The sequence below is a fragment of the Pontibacillus litoralis JSM 072002 genome (assembly GCF_000775615.1).
GTDB classification, from domain to species: Bacteria; Bacillota; Bacilli; order Bacillales; family BH030062; genus Pontibacillus; species Pontibacillus litoralis.
In genome coordinates this window covers 1-16,226 of sequence record NZ_AVPG01000002.1, presented here as the reverse complement: position 1 = coordinate 16,226, position 16,226 = coordinate 1, and the positions used below count along the sequence as shown (strand labels likewise).

14 protein-coding genes are annotated in these 16,226 nt (G+C 39.9%); all 14 read left to right on the top strand.

The window, feature by feature from the left end:
- Positions 1 to 39: 39 nt before the first annotated feature.
- The 14 genes from N784_RS02380 (at position 40) to N784_RS02315 (ending at position 16,158) form a co-directional block, all read left to right on the top strand.
- On the top strand, positions 40 to 960 hold the full coding sequence (locus tag N784_RS02380) for a dipeptidase (protein ID WP_036831818.1): 921 nt from the start codon (positions 40 to 42) through the stop codon (positions 958 to 960).
- Between the two features lie 294 nt (positions 961 to 1,254).
- Positions 1,255 to 2,301: an L-threonine 3-dehydrogenase gene (tdh, locus tag N784_RS02375; RefSeq protein WP_052127095.1), complete on the top strand. Its 1,047-nt coding sequence runs from the start codon at positions 1,255 to 1,257 to the stop codon at positions 2,299 to 2,301.
- A 24-nt stretch (positions 2,302 to 2,325) separates the two neighbouring features.
- Positions 2,326 to 3,501: a glycine C-acetyltransferase gene (locus N784_RS02370; RefSeq protein ID WP_036831812.1), complete on the top strand. Its 1,176-nt coding sequence runs from the start codon at positions 2,326 to 2,328 to the stop codon at positions 3,499 to 3,501.
- 137 nt (positions 3,502 to 3,638) lie between these two features.
- Positions 3,639 to 5,201, top strand: a complete 1,563-nt coding sequence (gene miaB, locus N784_RS02365) for a tRNA (N6-isopentenyl adenosine(37)-C2)-methylthiotransferase MiaB (RefSeq protein WP_036831809.1) — start codon at positions 3,639 to 3,641, stop codon at positions 5,199 to 5,201.
- Positions 5,202 to 5,630 (top strand): RicAFT regulatory complex protein RicA family protein, encoded by a 429-nt coding sequence (locus N784_RS02360; protein WP_036831806.1) that lies wholly within the window; start codon positions 5,202 to 5,204, stop codon positions 5,628 to 5,630.
- A 255-nt stretch (positions 5,631 to 5,885) separates the two neighbouring features.
- The gene (cotE, locus tag N784_RS02355) at positions 5,886 to 6,446 is read left to right on the top strand and encodes an outer spore coat protein CotE (protein WP_036831803.1); all 561 of its coding nucleotides are present in this window, start codon (positions 5,886 to 5,888) and stop codon (positions 6,444 to 6,446) included.
- Between the two features lie 109 nt (positions 6,447 to 6,555).
- Positions 6,556 to 9,150: a DNA mismatch repair protein MutS gene (gene mutS, locus N784_RS02350; RefSeq protein WP_036831801.1), complete on the top strand. Its 2,595-nt coding sequence runs from the start codon at positions 6,556 to 6,558 to the stop codon at positions 9,148 to 9,150.
- Between the two features lie 13 nt (positions 9,151 to 9,163).
- Positions 9,164 to 11,008, top strand: coding sequence for a DNA mismatch repair endonuclease MutL (gene mutL / locus N784_RS02345; protein WP_036831799.1), 1,845 nt, complete (start codon positions 9,164 to 9,166; stop codon positions 11,006 to 11,008).
- Positions 11,009 to 11,029: 21 nt separating this feature from the next.
- Positions 11,030 to 11,233 carry a hypothetical protein gene (locus tag N784_RS02340; RefSeq protein WP_036831797.1) on the top strand — a complete coding sequence of 68 codons (204 nt, stop codon included), beginning with the start codon at positions 11,030 to 11,032 and terminating at the stop codon, positions 11,231 to 11,233.
- Positions 11,234 to 11,284: 51 nt separating this feature from the next.
- Positions 11,285 to 12,211 carry a tRNA (adenosine(37)-N6)-dimethylallyltransferase MiaA gene (gene miaA, locus N784_RS02335; protein WP_036831794.1) on the top strand — a complete coding sequence of 309 codons (927 nt, stop codon included), beginning with the start codon at positions 11,285 to 11,287 and terminating at the stop codon, positions 12,209 to 12,211.
- Between the two features lie 48 nt (positions 12,212 to 12,259).
- The gene (gene hfq, locus N784_RS02330; RefSeq protein WP_036831791.1) at positions 12,260 to 12,478 is read left to right on the top strand and encodes an RNA chaperone Hfq; all 219 of its coding nucleotides are present in this window, start codon (positions 12,260 to 12,262) and stop codon (positions 12,476 to 12,478) included.
- 117 nt (positions 12,479 to 12,595) lie between these two features.
- On the top strand, positions 12,596 to 13,519 hold the full coding sequence (gene spoVK / locus N784_RS02325) for a stage V sporulation protein K (protein ID WP_036831788.1): 924 nt from the start codon (positions 12,596 to 12,598) through the stop codon (positions 13,517 to 13,519).
- 141 nt (positions 13,520 to 13,660) lie between these two features.
- A complete protein-coding gene (hflX, locus tag N784_RS02320; RefSeq protein ID WP_036831786.1) occupies positions 13,661 to 14,905 on the top strand; it encodes a GTPase HflX in 1,245 nt (414 codons plus the stop codon).
- Between the two features lie 17 nt (positions 14,906 to 14,922).
- Complete coding sequence (locus N784_RS02315; protein ID WP_036831783.1) at positions 14,923 to 16,158, top strand: methionine gamma-lyase family protein; 1,236 nt, start codon at positions 14,923 to 14,925, stop codon at positions 16,156 to 16,158.
- The last annotated feature ends 68 nt before the right edge of the window (positions 16,159 to 16,226 follow it).

Genomic DNA, 16,226 nt, shown 5'->3' with positions numbered 1-16,226 from the left:
AGGTTTTCCTTTTATATAAATAGAAAAGGGGGAATAGTATTGATTATCGATGCTCATTGTGATGTTTTATGGAAACTATGGTCTAATGAACATTTGTCTTTCCACAACAGTGAAGAATTAAGGGTAAATTATGAGAAATGGAAAAATAGCCATGTAAAAGTACAGTGTTTCGCCATTTTTGTACCTGAGGAAGTACCTAGTGAACAACAATTCCAAGTGGCTTTGAAAATGGTCGATTTATTCTATGAACGGATTATTGAACCCTATGATGAAATTCAAGTAATTACATGTCAGGAGGATGTGCTCAACCTACAGCCTCACGAAAAAGGAGCCATGTTAACGTTAGAAGGATGTCATCCAATAGGAGAAGATATTGTAAAATTGAAGACATTGTTGCGACTCGGTGTCCAAGCGGTCGGACTTACGTGGAACCAAGCGAATGCGGTATGTGACGGAATTGGCGAGGAAAGAGGGGCTGGTTTGTCATCATTTGGAAAGCGAGTAGTATCCGTATTGAATGAGTACCGAATATGGACCGACGTATCCCATTTGTCGTACCAAGGGTTTTGGGATGTCATGAAGCTAGCCGAATATCCGATGGCTTCTCATTCAAACGCATATGCTCTAGCTCCGCATCCAAGAAATTTAGATGATGAACAGGTAAAAGAGCTCATTTCAAGAGATGCTTTTATCGGTGTTACATACGTTTGCCCGTTTTTAACGCAAAAGGACGTGGCGACAACCGACGATATTATCCGTCATCTCGAATATATTATCTCTCTTGGAGGTAGTGACGTTGTGGGACTCGGATCTGACTTTGATGGTACATCTTGCGTCATCGAAGGGATAATAGACTATACTGATTACGATGATTTCGAACGTCTATTACAACAGCAATTCCCTCCATCTTTGTTTGCGAATATTACTTATCAAAATTTTATCGCTCATTTTCCTAAGTGATGTAAGGAGAAACCGAACAAATTGTCCAGGAAAACGCGTGCAAACCGAGAAAAGCTGCTGCTAAGTAGAATGAGTTAATGGCCCTTTTTTATGAAAGGGTTATTTTTTTGAAATAAAATTCACGTTCAACGGCAGCGCAAAAAGGGAGCCTAATGCGGTTTTGGAGAAAGCGCTTACCTAACGTACTCAAATGTTTTTTCTGTGAGGACACATAAAAGAAAATATTCTGGATTTATTTATCATACATTATTATAATAGTGTTATAAGGGAATTTATAGTTGGGATGTGTCTTTTATGAGTGGAATGATGAAGGCTTTAGTGAAGCATCATCGTGGAGGGGGAGCCCAGTTAAAAGAAGTGCCGATACCGGTTATTGGCGAAGGCGAAGTGTTGATAAAAGTGAAGGCCACATCAATTTGTGGTACAGATGTCCATATCTACAACTGGGATGATTGGTCAGCTAGTAGAGTGAATCCTCCCTATGTGTTTGGACATGAGTTTGCAGGAGAAGTTGTTGAAGTGAGCAAATCTGCTACGAGGGTAAAGGTGGGTGATTATGTAAGCGCTGAAACTCATATTGTGTGCCATCGATGCCCGCAATGTTTAACAGGTCAATATCATATTTGTGACAATACGAAAATTATTGGAGTGGATACACAAGGTTGTTTCGCTCAATACGTCGCTGTGCCAGAGGAGAACTTGTGGGTGAATCCTGCTACTTTACCGGCAGATATTGCTTCCATCCAAGAGCCGATGGGAAATGCTGTTCATACGGTTTTGAATGGAGATGTGACGAGTAAGTCGGTTGCCGTCATTGGTTGTGGTCCGATTGGCTTAATGGCAGTAGCCGTAGCGAAAGCGGCGGGAGCTTCTCAAGTACTAGCGTTTGATTTAAACCCTTATCGGTTACAACTAGCAAAGGACATGGGAGCAACAACGGTTATTCATTCTGATGAAGAAGACCCTGTCACGGTTGCGAAACAAAAGACGAATGGATTCGGTGTGGACGTCGTATGTGAGATGAGTGGTCATCCGTTGGCGATGGACCAAGGGTTTAAAATGGTGGCAAATGGAGGGCGTGTAGCGATATTAAGCTTGCCAGTGAAACCGGTTACGTTAGATGTGACGAATGATATCGTGTTTAAGGGTGTTTATGTGCAAGGAATTACGGGTAGGAAGATGTTTGAAACGTGGCAGCAAGTTTCAAGATTGTTAGAAGCAAATCAAGTGAATATGCAATCGCTTATTACGCATCACTTACCTCTTGAGGAATTTGAACAGGGGTTTGCGTTAATGAATGAAGGAATGTGTGGGAAAGTGGTATTGTACCCAAATGAATGATGATACATTAGGAGGTTTTTAAACGTGAAAGGATTTGAATATCTACAGCAAGAGTTAGATCAAATGAAGGCAAATGGTACGTTTCGGGAACTTATACCATTAGAGTCTAAGCAAGGTTCTCGGGTTACAATCAAAGGAAAAGAAGTTATCCAATTATCTTCTAACAATTATTTAGGGTTAACAGACCACCCAAGATTGAAAGAAGCTGCATTACAAGCGATTGAACGTTATGGTGCTGGTACGGGTTCTGTTCGGACGATTGCAGGTACATTAACGATGCATGAGCAATTTGAACACAAGTTAGCCAAATTTAAGCATACAGAAGCGGCTCTCGTCTTCCAGTCTGGTTTTACAACGAACCAAGGTGTGCTTTCCTCCATGTTAACAGACCAAGATGTCGTGATTTCGGATGAATTAAACCACGCTTCGATAATTGATGGGATTCGGTTAACGAAAGCAGGGCGTAAAATTTATAAACATGTCGATATGCAATCTTTAGAGGAGAGGTTACGAGAATCGGAATCGTATCGAACGAAGCTAATCGTAACAGATGGTGTATTCTCCATGGATGGAAATATTGCACCGCTTCCTGAAATTGTAGAGTTAGCCGAGCGATACGGTGCTCTAGTCATGGTAGATGATGCCCATGCAAGCGGGGTGCTTGGAGATAATGGACGAGGAACAGTAAACCATTTCGGTCTTGATGGTCGCGTGCATATTCAAGTAGGTACACTAAGTAAAGCGATAGGTGTTCTAGGGGGATATGTAGCTACAACGCAAACGTTAAAAGACTATCTTATTCATAAAGGTCGACCTTTTTTATTTAGTACCTCTCATCCTCCTGCAGTAACTGCTGCGTGTGAAGCGGCAATAGATGTTTTGCTAGAAGAACCAGAATTAATAGACAAACTGTGGGACAATACGAAATTCTTCAAACAAGGCCTTGAGCAATTAGGGTTTGATATAGGAATTAGTAAAACGCCCATTACCCCGGTTATGATTGGAGACGAATCGCTAACACATCGTTTCTCGGACGAACTATTTAAAGAAGGTGTATTTGCTCAAGGGATTGTTTACCCTACCGTACAAAAAGGCCAAGGCCGTGTACGTACCATAGTAACAGCTGAACATTCGCAAGAAGCATTACAAGAAGCGTTACATGCATTTGAAAAAGCTGCTAAGACGTTAAACATTTTATAGCGCATGTAAAGGGGCTAACACAAGCTCCTTTTCTTTTTGTTGATCCTCTTAAATACTACCTATCTTCTTTCTTTTTTGAAGTGTGGCTGATATAATATTACAGTTAGAGGGATCGTTAGGAAAGGAGTTCTCTGAAAATGAATGAACAACAAAGAAAAGAACTAAATCAAATAAAAGAAAATCCAACGGACAGAAAATCCGCTCAGGATAAACCTTTAAAAGAAAAAACATCAGCAGATTTTGCTAAGTATTTTGAAACGACGTATCAACCACCTTCTTTAAAAAATGCTAAAAAACGTGGTAAAGAAGATGTGAACGTCCATTATGACTTTGATATTCCAGAAGATATCGCACGTATTGGGGAAGGTAAGAAATTTCTTATTCGTACGTATGGCTGTCAGATGAACGAACACGATACGGAAATTATGGCAGGTATCCTTACTGATATAGGATATGAATCAACGTCGGATACAAACGAGGCCGACATTATTCTGTTAAATACGTGTGCCATTCGTGAAAACGCAGAGAACAAAGTGTTTGGTGAAATTGGTCATCTTAAACCGTTAAAGCAAGAGAAGCCAGATCTTATTATTGGTGTTTGCGGCTGTATGTCACAAGAAGAATCTGTTGTGAACCGCATTTTGCAAAAACATCCATTCATTGACTTAATTTTTGGTACGCATAACATTCATCGACTGCCACAATTAGTGAAGGAAGCAATGTTTAGTAAAGAAATGGTTGTTGAAGTATGGTCTAAAGAAGGAGATATCGTGGAGAATCTTCCGCGGCAGCGTAAAGGTAGTATTAAAGCTTGGGTGAACATTATGTACGGTTGTGACAAGTTTTGTACGTATTGTATCGTTCCTTATACTCGCGGGAAAGAACGTAGCCGCTTGCCACAAGATATTATACAAGAAGTTCGTCAATTAGCGGCACAAGGGTATAAGGAAATTACCTTGCTCGGCCAAAACGTAAACGCCTACGGGAAAGACCTTGATATGGAGTACGGTTTAGGTGATCTGATGGATGAAATTCGTAAAATTGATATTCCGCGCGTTCGTTTTACGACTTCTCACCCTCGTGACTTTGATGACCGTTTAATTGAAGTACTTGCTAAAGGAGGTAACCTACTAGATCATATTCATTTGCCAGTACAATCAGGTAGTTCAGAAGTATTGAAGATTATGGCTCGTAAATATACGAGAGAACGTTATCTAGAACTTGTACACAAAATTCGTGAAGCGATGCCGAATGCTACTCTTACAACGGATATTATTGTAGGTTTCCCAAATGAAACGGAAGAGCAATTCCAAGAAACATTATCTTTAGTAGAAGAAGTAGGGTTTGAAGGAGCTTACACATTTATTTATTCACCACGAGAAGGTACACCAGCAGCTAAGATGAAAGATAATGTACCAATGGAAGTGAAGAAAGAGCGTTTGCAGCGATTGAATGCACTTGTGAACCACCAAGCGGCAGAAACAATGAAGAAATATGAAGGTGAAATGGTTGATGTGTTAGTAGAAGGAGAAAGTAAGAAGAATCCAGATGTATTAGCTGGCTACACGCATCGTAATAAGCTAGTAAACTTCAGGGCACCTAAATCATTAATTGGTGAAATTGTCCAAGTGAAGGTAACAAAAGCAAAAACATGGTCTCTAGATGGAGAATTAGTCCAAACGGCAGAGGTGAAATCATAAATGGCAAACTATACGAAAGAGCAAGTAATGGAGCAAGTGCAACAGTTATCTATGGCTATTGCAAACACGCCAGAGATTGATCGCTTCAAGGAAGTAGAAGCGAAGATAAATGAAAATGAAAAAGTTCAACAATACATTAACCGAATAAAGAAATTACAAAAACAAGCTGTCAATTTTCAATACTATGAAAAGACCGAAGCATTAAAGAAGGTCGAAAAAGAAATTGAACGCCTTCAAGATGAATTAGATGCCATACCGGTTGTACAGGAGTTCAAAGAAACACAAGTAGATGTAAACGACTTCCTTCAACTTGTAACAACGACGATTGCCAATCAAGTAACGGATGAAATTATTCGCGATACAGGTGGCGATTTATTGCAAGGGACGACTGGTTCAGCACTACAAGCTGGTAGTTCTTGTGATCATTAAAGTGACAGAAGAGCACTCTTACGTATAAGGGTGTTCTTTTTTTATGGGAAGCATTTTTTTTAGGATGACGGAATACATATGGTGTATGGAGGATTGTGAGAATATTTTCGTAAATATTTATGGGCTTTTGCATACAATGTAACAGGTTATCATTTCACGAATGTCTAATTATGATCCTGGTAACTGTTTCGTGCACTTCGGGCGTTTGTCATGCATATAATGGCAATGAACAAAGAAGAAGGAGGTTGGGCTCTTATGTCGTTTTTTAATCAAGAATACCGTGAGATTATTACGAAAGCAGTTTGTGGTAAAGGGCGGAAGTTTACCCAGGATACCCATACTGTTACTCCATCTCATCGCCCAACAAGTATATTAGGTTGTTGGGTAATCAACCATATGTATAACGCAAAGAAAAAAGGGGATTATGTAGAGGTATCAGGAAGTTACGATATTAACGTTTGGTATTCGTATAACGATAATACGAAAACAGAAGTCGTTACAGAGAGAGTACATTATACGGATAAAGTTCGGTTGTCTGTGCAGGATGAGAATTGCCTCGATTGCGATTTTGAAGTGATGGCGCGTGTCATTCAACAACCGAACTGTTTAGAAGCACGAATTGCTAATCACGGGCATAAGATTGTTGTCGATGTAGAGCGTGAATTTATTGTTGAAATCGTAGGTGAAACGAAGTTATGTGTAAAAGTGGACCCAGATGGATGCATGCAAGATGATGACGATTGCCTCTATGATGTAACCGATGAGGAGTTGGCATCTGTTGATCCAGACTTCCTTGCTCACAAAGAAGAAGAATAAGAAAGAGGCCCTAAGTTTAGGGTCTTTTTTGTTGTGCCACTTTTATTAGAGGGAATAAGGTTGATGTGATATAATGAAACACATGTGAAATACGTTGGGGGATTTAGAAATGGCAAAATATACACCAATGATGCAGCAATATGTAAAAATCAAGGCACAGTACCGAGATGCCTTTTTATTTTTTCGATTAGGTGACTTTTATGAAATGTTTTTTGAGGATGCGACGAAAGCAGCTCAAGAATTAGAAATAACATTAACAAGTAGAGATGGTGGAGAGAATGGACGTATTCCGATGTGTGGAGTGCCATTTCACGCTGCTGATAATTATATTAAAACGCTTGTAGAACGTGGGTATAAAGTGGCGATTTGCGAGCAGATACAAGATCCGAAAGAGGCTAAAGGAGTTGTAGAGCGCGAAGTTGTTAAGCTAGTAACTCCTGGTACTGTGATGGAAGGTGCGATGCTGAAAGAAGAGGAGAATAATTACCTTGCTTCCTTAACCCCATTTGAAGACGATACATACGTTATTGCTTACAATGATTTAACCACTGGTGAAAATAGTGTTGCATTAGTGACCGACGGTTTTGATGGTGTGTTAAGTGAATTGTTTAATCGACCTGTAAAAGAAGTAGTGGTACCGACTACATTGCCAGTAGAACAAAAGAACGGATTGGCCGATCGACTTGGTGTAACGGTATCAGAAGAAGATTGTGAGGAATTAGAAGACGATGTGATGGCGCTTGTTGTTGAATTACAATTGCCTAAACTAAAAGTCGGTTTCGCTCGATTGTTTCATTATTTAAAAGCAACCCAAAAACGTGCGATGGATCATTTAAAGCCTGTTCAATATATAGAATTGCAACAATTTATGAAGTTAGATATGTATTCTAAGCGTAATTTGGAGTTAATGGAAACCATTCGCAAACAAGGAAAAAAAGGTAGTTTGTTATGGGTGTTAGACCAAACAGTTACGTCTATGGGTTCGCGGTGTTTAAAGAAGTGGATGGAGCGGCCACTTCTTCAAAAGGACTTAATTGAAAAGCGCTATAATCAAGTCGAAGGGTTTCAAGAGCAGTTTTTTGAACGGGAATCATTAAGAGAAGCTTTACGCTCGGTATATGACTTAGAGCGCTTAGCAGGTCGTGTATCATATGGGAATGTGAATGCTAGAGATTTAATTCAATTAAAGCAGTCACTTAGTAAAATTCCTGAAATAAAGCGTCTGTTAGCTGACTTTGCGGAACCACAATTACAACAGTTGGGAGAGCGACTGGACTGTTTACACGAAGTCTATCAAGTTCTAGAAGATAGTATTCAAGAAGACCCACCGATAACAATAAAAGAAGGTGGATTGATCAAAGATGGTTACCACAGCCAACTCGATGACTACCGTGACGCAGCTCGTAATGGAAAAAAGTGGATTGCTCAATTAGAGAAACAGGAGCGAGAATTAACGAATATTAAATCGCTAAAAGTCGGTTATAATCGGGTGTTCGGCTATTACATTGAGGTGACGAAAGCAAACTTGCACTTGTTACCAGCAGGTCGATATGAGCGTAAGCAAACATTAACGAATGCAGAGCGTTATATTACCCCAGAACTGAAAGAGAAAGAAACACTTATATTAGAAGCACAAGAAAAAAGTGTTGACCTAGAATATGAGCTATTTGTAAAAGTAAGAGAGCAAGTGAAATCGTATATTCGTCCTTTGCAGTTGCTAGCAGAACAAATCGCTTCTATTGACGTTCTTCAAGGCTTTGCCACCGTAAGTGAACAAAATGGTTATACACGTCCTGAAATAGGAGATAACCAGAACGTTGTCATTAGGCAAGGCCGACATCCTGTTGTGGAAAAAGTGATGAAAGATGCGCAGTTTGTTCCAAATGATGTGGAAATGAAAGATGATTCCACGATCCTTCTGATTACAGGTCCGAACATGAGCGGGAAGAGTACGTACATGCGACAACTTGCTTTAACAGCTGTGATGGCACAAATCGGTTGTTTCGTTCCGTGTGAACAAGCGCAGCTCCCGATCTTTGATCAAATTTTTACGAGAATTGGAGCAGCTGATGATTTAGTATCTGGCCAAAGTACGTTTATGGTTGAGATGATGGAAGCGAAGCATGCATTAACAAAAGCGACTGAGCGTAGTCTTATTTTGTTAGATGAAATCGGACGTGGGACAAGTACGTATGATGGTATGGCGCTAGCCCAAGCGATCGTGGAATATATTCATGAGGAAATCCATGCGAAGACCATGTTCTCGACGCACTATCATGAGCTTACGAGTTTAGAAGAAGACTTACAACAGTTAATGAATGTACATGTGCGTGCAGAAGAGTATGAAGGGAAAGTTGTATTCCTGCACCAAATTCAAAAAGGCGCAGCAGATCAAAGTTACGGTATTCACGTAGCTAAACTTGCGCAGCTCCCTACTACACTAATTGAACGGGCAAATGCTATTTTAGTGCAATTAGAAGGTGCACCTTCCGAGCGTCCTGTCGTCAAAGAGCAACCAAATGACAGGCAACTAAGTTTATTTACTGCTCATGAAGAAACGGAGCAACTGCACGTTAAGCAGCCGGTTTCGCAAACGGAACAATCCGTAATGCAACAATTGAAAGAACTGGATTTGCTAGAGTTAAATCCAATTGAAGCAATGAATCACTTGTATCATTTACAAAAACAGTTAAAGAAACAATAAGGAAGGGATTCGTATGGCGACGATACGACAAATGCCAGATGCATTAGCAAATAAAATTGCAGCCGGTGAAGTGGTCGAGCGCCCTTCTTCAGTTGTGAAAGAATTAGTGGAAAACAGTATAGATGCAGGGAGCACGTGGATTAAAGTTGAACTAGAAGAAGCGGGATTAGCGAAAATAAAAATAATCGACAATGGTAAAGGTATGGCGGAGGGGGATTGCGAGCGAGCGTTTCTCCGTCATGCGACGAGTAAAATTATAGACGAAAGAGATTTGTTCCGCGTTCGTACCTTAGGTTTCCGAGGAGAAGCACTTGCGAGTATAGCCGCCGTTAGTCGCTTGACGATACGAACGTCAACAGGCGAGCAAGCGGGAACATTTCTTTCGTTAGCTGGTGGAAAAATAGAGGAGAAGGATAAGTGCGATGCCCGAAAAGGAACAGAAATCACGGTGGCAAGCTTGTTCTATAATACACCTGCTCGGTTAAAATATATGAAGACAATTCATACAGAGCTTGGGCATATTACAGATGTAATGAATCGAATGGCGCTTTCCCATCCAACCATACGCTTTGAATGTTGGCACGGTGATAAAAAGCTGATGCAAACGAACGGTAGAGGGGATTTATTGCACGTTATTGCGCAAATTTACGGCATGAATACTGCGCGTAAAATGGTGCCGATTCATCATGAAACGTTAGATTTTACGATCAAAGGATATATTGCGAAACCGGAAGTAACACGTGCTTCTCGAAATTATATGTCCACTTTGGTAAACGGTCGTTACATTCGTAATCATACTGTCAACCGAGCGGTACTGCAAGGATACCATACATTGCTTCCAATAGGTCGCTACCCGATCGTCGTAGTAGAAATTGACATGGATCCAATTTTAGTCGATGTAAATGTTCATCCAGCTAAGTTAGAAGTGCGTTTTAGTAAGGAAAAAGAGTTATTTGACGCCATGCAAGAGGCTGTGACACAAGTGTTTAAACAGCAAGCGTTAATTCCTGAAGTAAATCAAGCGCCAAAGCGTGTCAAAGAAAAAGACTCTGTCCAAGATGCTTTTTCTTTTGAAGAACGACCGCCTTTATCTAAAAAGGAACTGAAAAAAGCACCTGAACACCCGCTTGTTCGAGAGCCGGATTACGTTCCTGAATGGTTGCAACAAGCGTCTACCAATCAAACGGAAGCGACAAAAGTTGAACAGAGTGAAACAATAGAAGAGCAGGAAGTGAACGTATCTGATGGGAATCAACATGCTCAAACAGAGACGTCAAGAGTTCCTATCATGTACCCTATTGGACAACTTCATGGTACGTATATTCTGGCACAGAATGAAAATGGCTTATACATTGTGGATCAGCATGCAGCTCAAGAACGTATTAAGTATGAATTCTTTCGTGATAAGTTGGCAACACCAGCAAAGGAAGCACAAGAATTGCTTGTACCAATGACGTTTGAAGTATCTCAATCAGAAGCAATTCTCTTGAATCAACATTTGGAAGAGTTAAAGCAAGTCGGATTATGGATGGATTCTTTCGGGGAGAAAACATTTATTGTACGGTCCCATCCTCATTGGTTCCCAAAAGGGGAAGAGCAAGAAATTATTCAAGATATGTTCCAACAAGTTTTGGATAAACAAAAAGTCGATATAAAGACGTTAAGAGAAGAAGCGGCAATTATGATGTCTTGTAAAGGGTCAATTAAAGCAAATCAGTTTTTAACTGAAGAAGATATGCGCCAATTACTTGAAGATTTACGCCTATCTTCAGACCCGTTTACATGCCCGCATGGACGTCCAATCATTGTGCATTTTTCTCAATATGAGATGGAAAAAATGTTTAAACGGGTAATGTAACGAACTGATGGGGGGATAAAAATGGATCGAAAAATGTTGCATGAACGAGTATATGCTCTTAAATACGTAATGGAAGGTGGTCAAGTCCACTTAGGTGCTGCGCAACGTAGCGTTGAATATGACTTAGAACAAGTTCGTACGGCAAGCGATGGAATGATTGACCCGGAATCTGTTTCACAACAAATTATAGACATTGTAGAAGCAACATTAGAAAACGAGCATTAAATTCAGGGAGAATACTCACAACTTCTCCCTGTGAAAAGGGAAGTGAAGTATTTGAAGCAAACGATTATTGCCATTGTAGGTCCAACAGCAGTAGGTAAAACGAGGTTAAGTGTGGAAATAGCTCGGCGATATAATGGAGAAATTATTAGCGGGGATTCTATGCAAATATACAAACACATGGATATAGGGACGGCAAAGGTTACAACAGAAGAACAACAAGGCGTTCCTCATTATATGCTTGATATTAAACAACCTGATGAAAGTTTTTCGGTTGCGGAATTTCAGCGTCGCGTACAAAGACATATTGAGGAAATATCTTCAAGAGGGAAATTGCCAATCATTGTTGGTGGGACAGGACTGTACATCCAATCTGTTTTATATGATTTTCAATTTTCCGAGCAAGAGCGAGATGAAGAGTTCCGAGCCGAATTAGAAGCACAAATGGCTTGCGAAGGGATAGAACCTTTAATGGAAAAGTTGAAGGAAGTAGATCCGAAACAAGCAGCGAAAGTGCATCCGAATAACAAACGTCGTGTATTACGAGCACTTGAAGTATATGAAAAAACAGGGATGACGATGAGCGAATACCAAGAAAAGCAAAAGAAAGATTCCCCGTACAACCCTATTTTAATCGGTTTACATATGGAGCGGGAAGCTTTGTACAATCGGATTAATCAACGAGTTGATCTTATGATCGAGCAAGGGTTAGTCGAAGAAGTTAGCCACCTGTATAATCAAGGCTTTGAACACGCTCAAAGTATGCAAGCAATTGGCTATAAAGAAATGGTTCCGTATATAAAAGGGGAGATTGCCTTAGAAGATGCCATTGCAACTTTAAAGCAAAACTCACGGCGTTATGCTAAGCGCCAATTAACTTATTTTCGCAATAAGTTACATGTCGATTGGTATGAAGTTTCCGAGCAAACCGTTACAAAAAAGTTTGAAGAAATTTTAACAGATTTAGCAGGAAAGCTGTAAAAATTAGCGAATTACATTATAGTATAGATAGAAAAGAGGAGGAGTATCATGGCACAATCAGTTAATATTCAAGATCAATTCTTAAATCAACTTCGGAAGGATCATGTACAAGTTACCGTCTTTTTAACGAACGGATTTCAGCTTCGCGGTGTCGTGAAAGCATTTGATAATTTTACCGTTTTACTTGAAACGGATGGAAAACAGCAATTATTATTTAAACATGCGATATCTACATTTGCTCCGGTGAAGGCGATTACGCTTGAATAAGAATAGGTAACAATTGTGAATGGGTGCTTTTTTGGCACCTGTTTTCTTTTTTATTGGGCGTTTGTCACACCTTTAATGCACCATGCGTATAATGGTGTTGAATAAGGGGTGATAAAGGTGGATACGCAAGTCACTTATAAACGTAACGGTCAAATTAATGTGATGTTTCAAGAAAGAAAAAGTGAACTAGAACAAATAGATAAAGCGTCGAAATCATACTTAACAAACCCTTTCGAAGCGATTGATGCAGAGTTTACAGATTTTATTGGTTTAGAGTCATTAAAAGGGACGATTAAAGAAATCTATGCCAGTATCATCGTCAATCAAAAAAGGCAAGCTGTGGGATTAAAGCCGTCTCAACAAGTGCTTCATATGATGTTTAAAGGGAATCCCGGCACAGGAAAAACAACCGTCGCCCGTAAATTAGCGAAACTTTTTTTCGAAATGAATGTACTGTCTAAAGGGCATTTTATCGAGGCTGAACGGGCAGACCTTGTTGGGGAATATATTGGACATACAGCACAAAAAACGAGAGATTTAATCAAGAAAGCCATGGGAGGTGTGCTGTTTATTGATGAAGCATATTCTTTAGCTAGAGGTGGAGAAAAGGACTTTGGCAAGGAAGCAATTGACACGATGGTGAAACATATGGAGGATCATCACAATGACTTTATTCTCGTTCTGGCAGGTTACCCGAATGAAATGGAACGGTTTCTTCGATTAAATCCAGGCTTGCACTCTCGCTTCCCGCTAATCTTAGAATTTGATGATTATTCGGTGGATGAACTATTATCCATTGCAAAGCAAATGCTTGCGGAACGAGAGTATGAATTAGCGAAAGATGCTGAATGGAAACTGAAGGATCATTTAATGAAGAAACAACACCAAAAAGAGGAAAGTTTCTCTAACGGAAGATACGTGCGCAACGTGATTGAACAGTCTATTCGTAAACATGCCATGCGTCTTATGAAACAAAATCGATACAGTTCTTATGAATTAAAGACGTTAACGAGTAAAGATATCACTTTAGATGTCATGTAAGGTAGCGATTGTTAAGCCAAATGCCTTCTGTGTATTTGGCCCTTTTCGCTTTAATGTTCGTGATCGTAAAGGATACATTCGCAATAAAAGAAGTGGTTTGTTATGATAGGTAAGGTTAGTACATTGTAAATGAGGGATGGTATGAATCAACGAGAAAGAGTTTTGATTGCTGCGTGTCAGTTGCCGAATCAAGATGACGAACGCTTTCAATCATCATTAAATGAATTAGTATCTTTAACGGAAACAGCTCACGGAGAAGTTGTAAGCATCGTTACACAAAAACGTCAACGAATACATCAAGCTTATTATATTGGAACAGGTAAAGTAGAAGAAATGAACGTGTACATAGAGCAAGAACAAATCGATTTGGTTATTTTTAATGATGAACTGACGCCTAGCCAAATGAATCATTTAGCAGATTTCTTGGAAGTCCGTATTATTGACCGTACGCAATTGATTTTAGATATCTTTGCGAGTCGTGCGAATACGAGAGAGGGGAAGTTACAAGTCGAGCTTGCGCAAATGTCTTACTTGTTACCTCGTTTACACGGTCAAGGTAAAAATCTATCAAGGCTTGGTGGCGGAATTGGGACAAGAGGACCAGGGGAAACCAAGCTTGAATCAGACAGGCGGCACATATTAAGAAGAATGGATGATATTAAACGGCAAATGGAGCAAGTAGCAAAACAACGATTGCAATATCGGAAGCGAAGGAAAGAAAACCAAGCATTTCAAATCGCCATTGTCGGTTATACGAATGCTGGAAAATCTACGTTGTTTAATCGGATGACAGATAGCGAATCTTTTGAAGAAAATCAGCTTTTTGCAACGCTTGATCCGTTAACGAGACAAGTACAATTAACGAGCGGCTTCCACGTGTTGATGTCAGATACAGTAGGTTTTATACAAGATTTACCAACCGCGCTTATTGCGGCTTTTCGATCAACTTTAGAAGAAGTGACAGAAGCGGATTTTATCCTACATGTCGTTGATGCCTCACACCCTGATCATGCGGAACACGAGAAAACGGTACAGAAGCATTTAGAACAGTTAGAGGCTCATCACATTCCTATGCTTACCGTCTATAATAAAATGGATTTAGTAACCGAGACGTTTGTACCTGTTTCTGTTCCGCATATTACTATTAGTGCGTATCAAATGGATGACATTCATCGCCTGTTTAAAAGGATAGAAGAAGTTATCTTAAAACAATTTGTTGCTTATCAATTATATGTAAAGCCATCAGAAGCGGACTATTTACATCGGCTTAGTCGTCAGTCCATTGTAACAGAGCAAACCTTTCTTGAGGAACAAGAGCTATATATTGTCAAAGGCTACATTCACACAGAGCACCCGATGTATTATCAAATGAGAATAGACAATTAAAGGAGTAAGAAACAAACATGCATAACAACATAGAAGAAATCGTCAAACAAACAGAACAAGATATTAAACCAATACATGAAAAAATCGGCAAACTAGTTGAATATAACCAAGAAAGAGTGTTACGTGCTTTTCAACAAGAGCGCGTAAGTGATGCTCATTTTAATTCTACAACTGGTTATGGATACGATGACTTTGGGCGAGAGAAGCTAGAGGCGATTTATGCTTCGATATTTGGTGGAGAAGATGCTTTGGTTCGTCCACAAATTGTTTCAGGCACTCATGCAATTACGGTGGCGTTATTCGGTTTATTACGCCCTCATGATGAATTGTTATATATAACTGGGCGTCCTTATGATACGTTAGAAGAAATTGTTGGATCTCGCGGTACAAATAATGGCTCTTTAAAAGAGTTTGGCATTGATTACAATCATGTCGCATTGACGGAAGAAGGGAAAGTAGATTTTGAACGTGTGAAGCAAATGATAAACGAGAGAACAAAAGTCATTGGTATTCAACGTTCCAAAGGCTATGCGGACAGACCGTCGTTTACTATTGCACAAATAGAAGAAATGATTCGTTTTGTAAAACAAATAAATCCGAATGTGTATGTGTTTGTCGATAATTGTTATGGAGAGTTTGCGGAAGAATTAGAACCACTTCATGTAGGTGCGAATATTATAGCGGGTTCATTAATTAAAAACCCAGGTGGCGGTATTGTTCGTACAGGCGGCTATATTGTGGGAGATGAAGCTTTAGTCGAACAATGTGCAAATCGTTTAACTGCACCAGGACTTGGAAAAGAAACAGGAGCAACGTTACATACGTTACAGGAGATGTTTCAAGGTATATTTTTAGCCCCACATGTAGTAGGTGAAGCGATGAAAGGTGCGGTATTTACTGCGCGTATGCTAGAACACCTCGGTTTTACTTCTTCACCGAGTTATGATGAGAAGCGAACCGATTTGATTCAGTCTGTATCCTTTCAAACAGCTGAGCAGATGGTTGCTTTTTGTCAGGAAATACAATATGCTTCCCCAATTAATTCACACGTGAAGCCGTACCCAAGCCCAATGCCTGGATATGAAAGTGATGTCATTATGGCAGCAGGGACGTTTATACAAGGTGCCAGTCTAGAATTAACAGCTGACGGCCCGATTCGTCCGCCATATATGGCATTTGTGCAAGGTGGTTTAACATATGAACACGTGAAAATCGCTATTAAAGCGGCGGTGAATAAGTTAATTACAGAATAAACGGAAAGGGTAGTCAAATGGCTACTCTTTTTTTTTTGATGTGCGCCCTGCATGGGCGAAAACTTGGT

Excerpts from the sequence above, each read along its gene's own strand:
- tdh (WP_052127095.1), top strand. The coding sequence starts at position 1,255 with ATGAGTGGAATGATGAAGGCTTTAGTGAAGCATCATCGTGGAGGGGGA.
- miaB (WP_036831809.1), top strand. The coding sequence starts at position 3,639 with ATGAATGAACAACAAAGAAAAGAACTAAATCAAATAAAAGAAAATCCA.
- N784_RS02360 (WP_036831806.1), top strand. The coding sequence starts at position 5,202 with ATGGCAAACTATACGAAAGAGCAAGTAATGGAGCAAGTGCAACAGTTA.
- cotE (WP_036831803.1), top strand. The coding sequence starts at position 5,886 with ATGTCGTTTTTTAATCAAGAATACCGTGAGATTATTACGAAAGCAGTT.
- mutS (WP_036831801.1), top strand. The coding sequence starts at position 6,556 with ATGGCAAAATATACACCAATGATGCAGCAATATGTAAAAATCAAGGCA.
- mutL (WP_036831799.1), top strand. The coding sequence starts at position 9,164 with ATGGCGACGATACGACAAATGCCAGATGCATTAGCAAATAAAATTGCA.
- N784_RS02340 (WP_036831797.1), top strand. The coding sequence starts at position 11,030 with ATGGATCGAAAAATGTTGCATGAACGAGTATATGCTCTTAAATACGTA.
- hfq (WP_036831791.1), top strand. The coding sequence starts at position 12,260 with ATGGCACAATCAGTTAATATTCAAGATCAATTCTTAAATCAACTTCGG.
- hflX (WP_036831786.1), top strand. The coding sequence starts at position 13,661 with ATGAATCAACGAGAAAGAGTTTTGATTGCTGCGTGTCAGTTGCCGAAT.
- N784_RS02315 (WP_036831783.1), top strand. The coding sequence starts at position 14,923 with ATGCATAACAACATAGAAGAAATCGTCAAACAAACAGAACAAGATATT.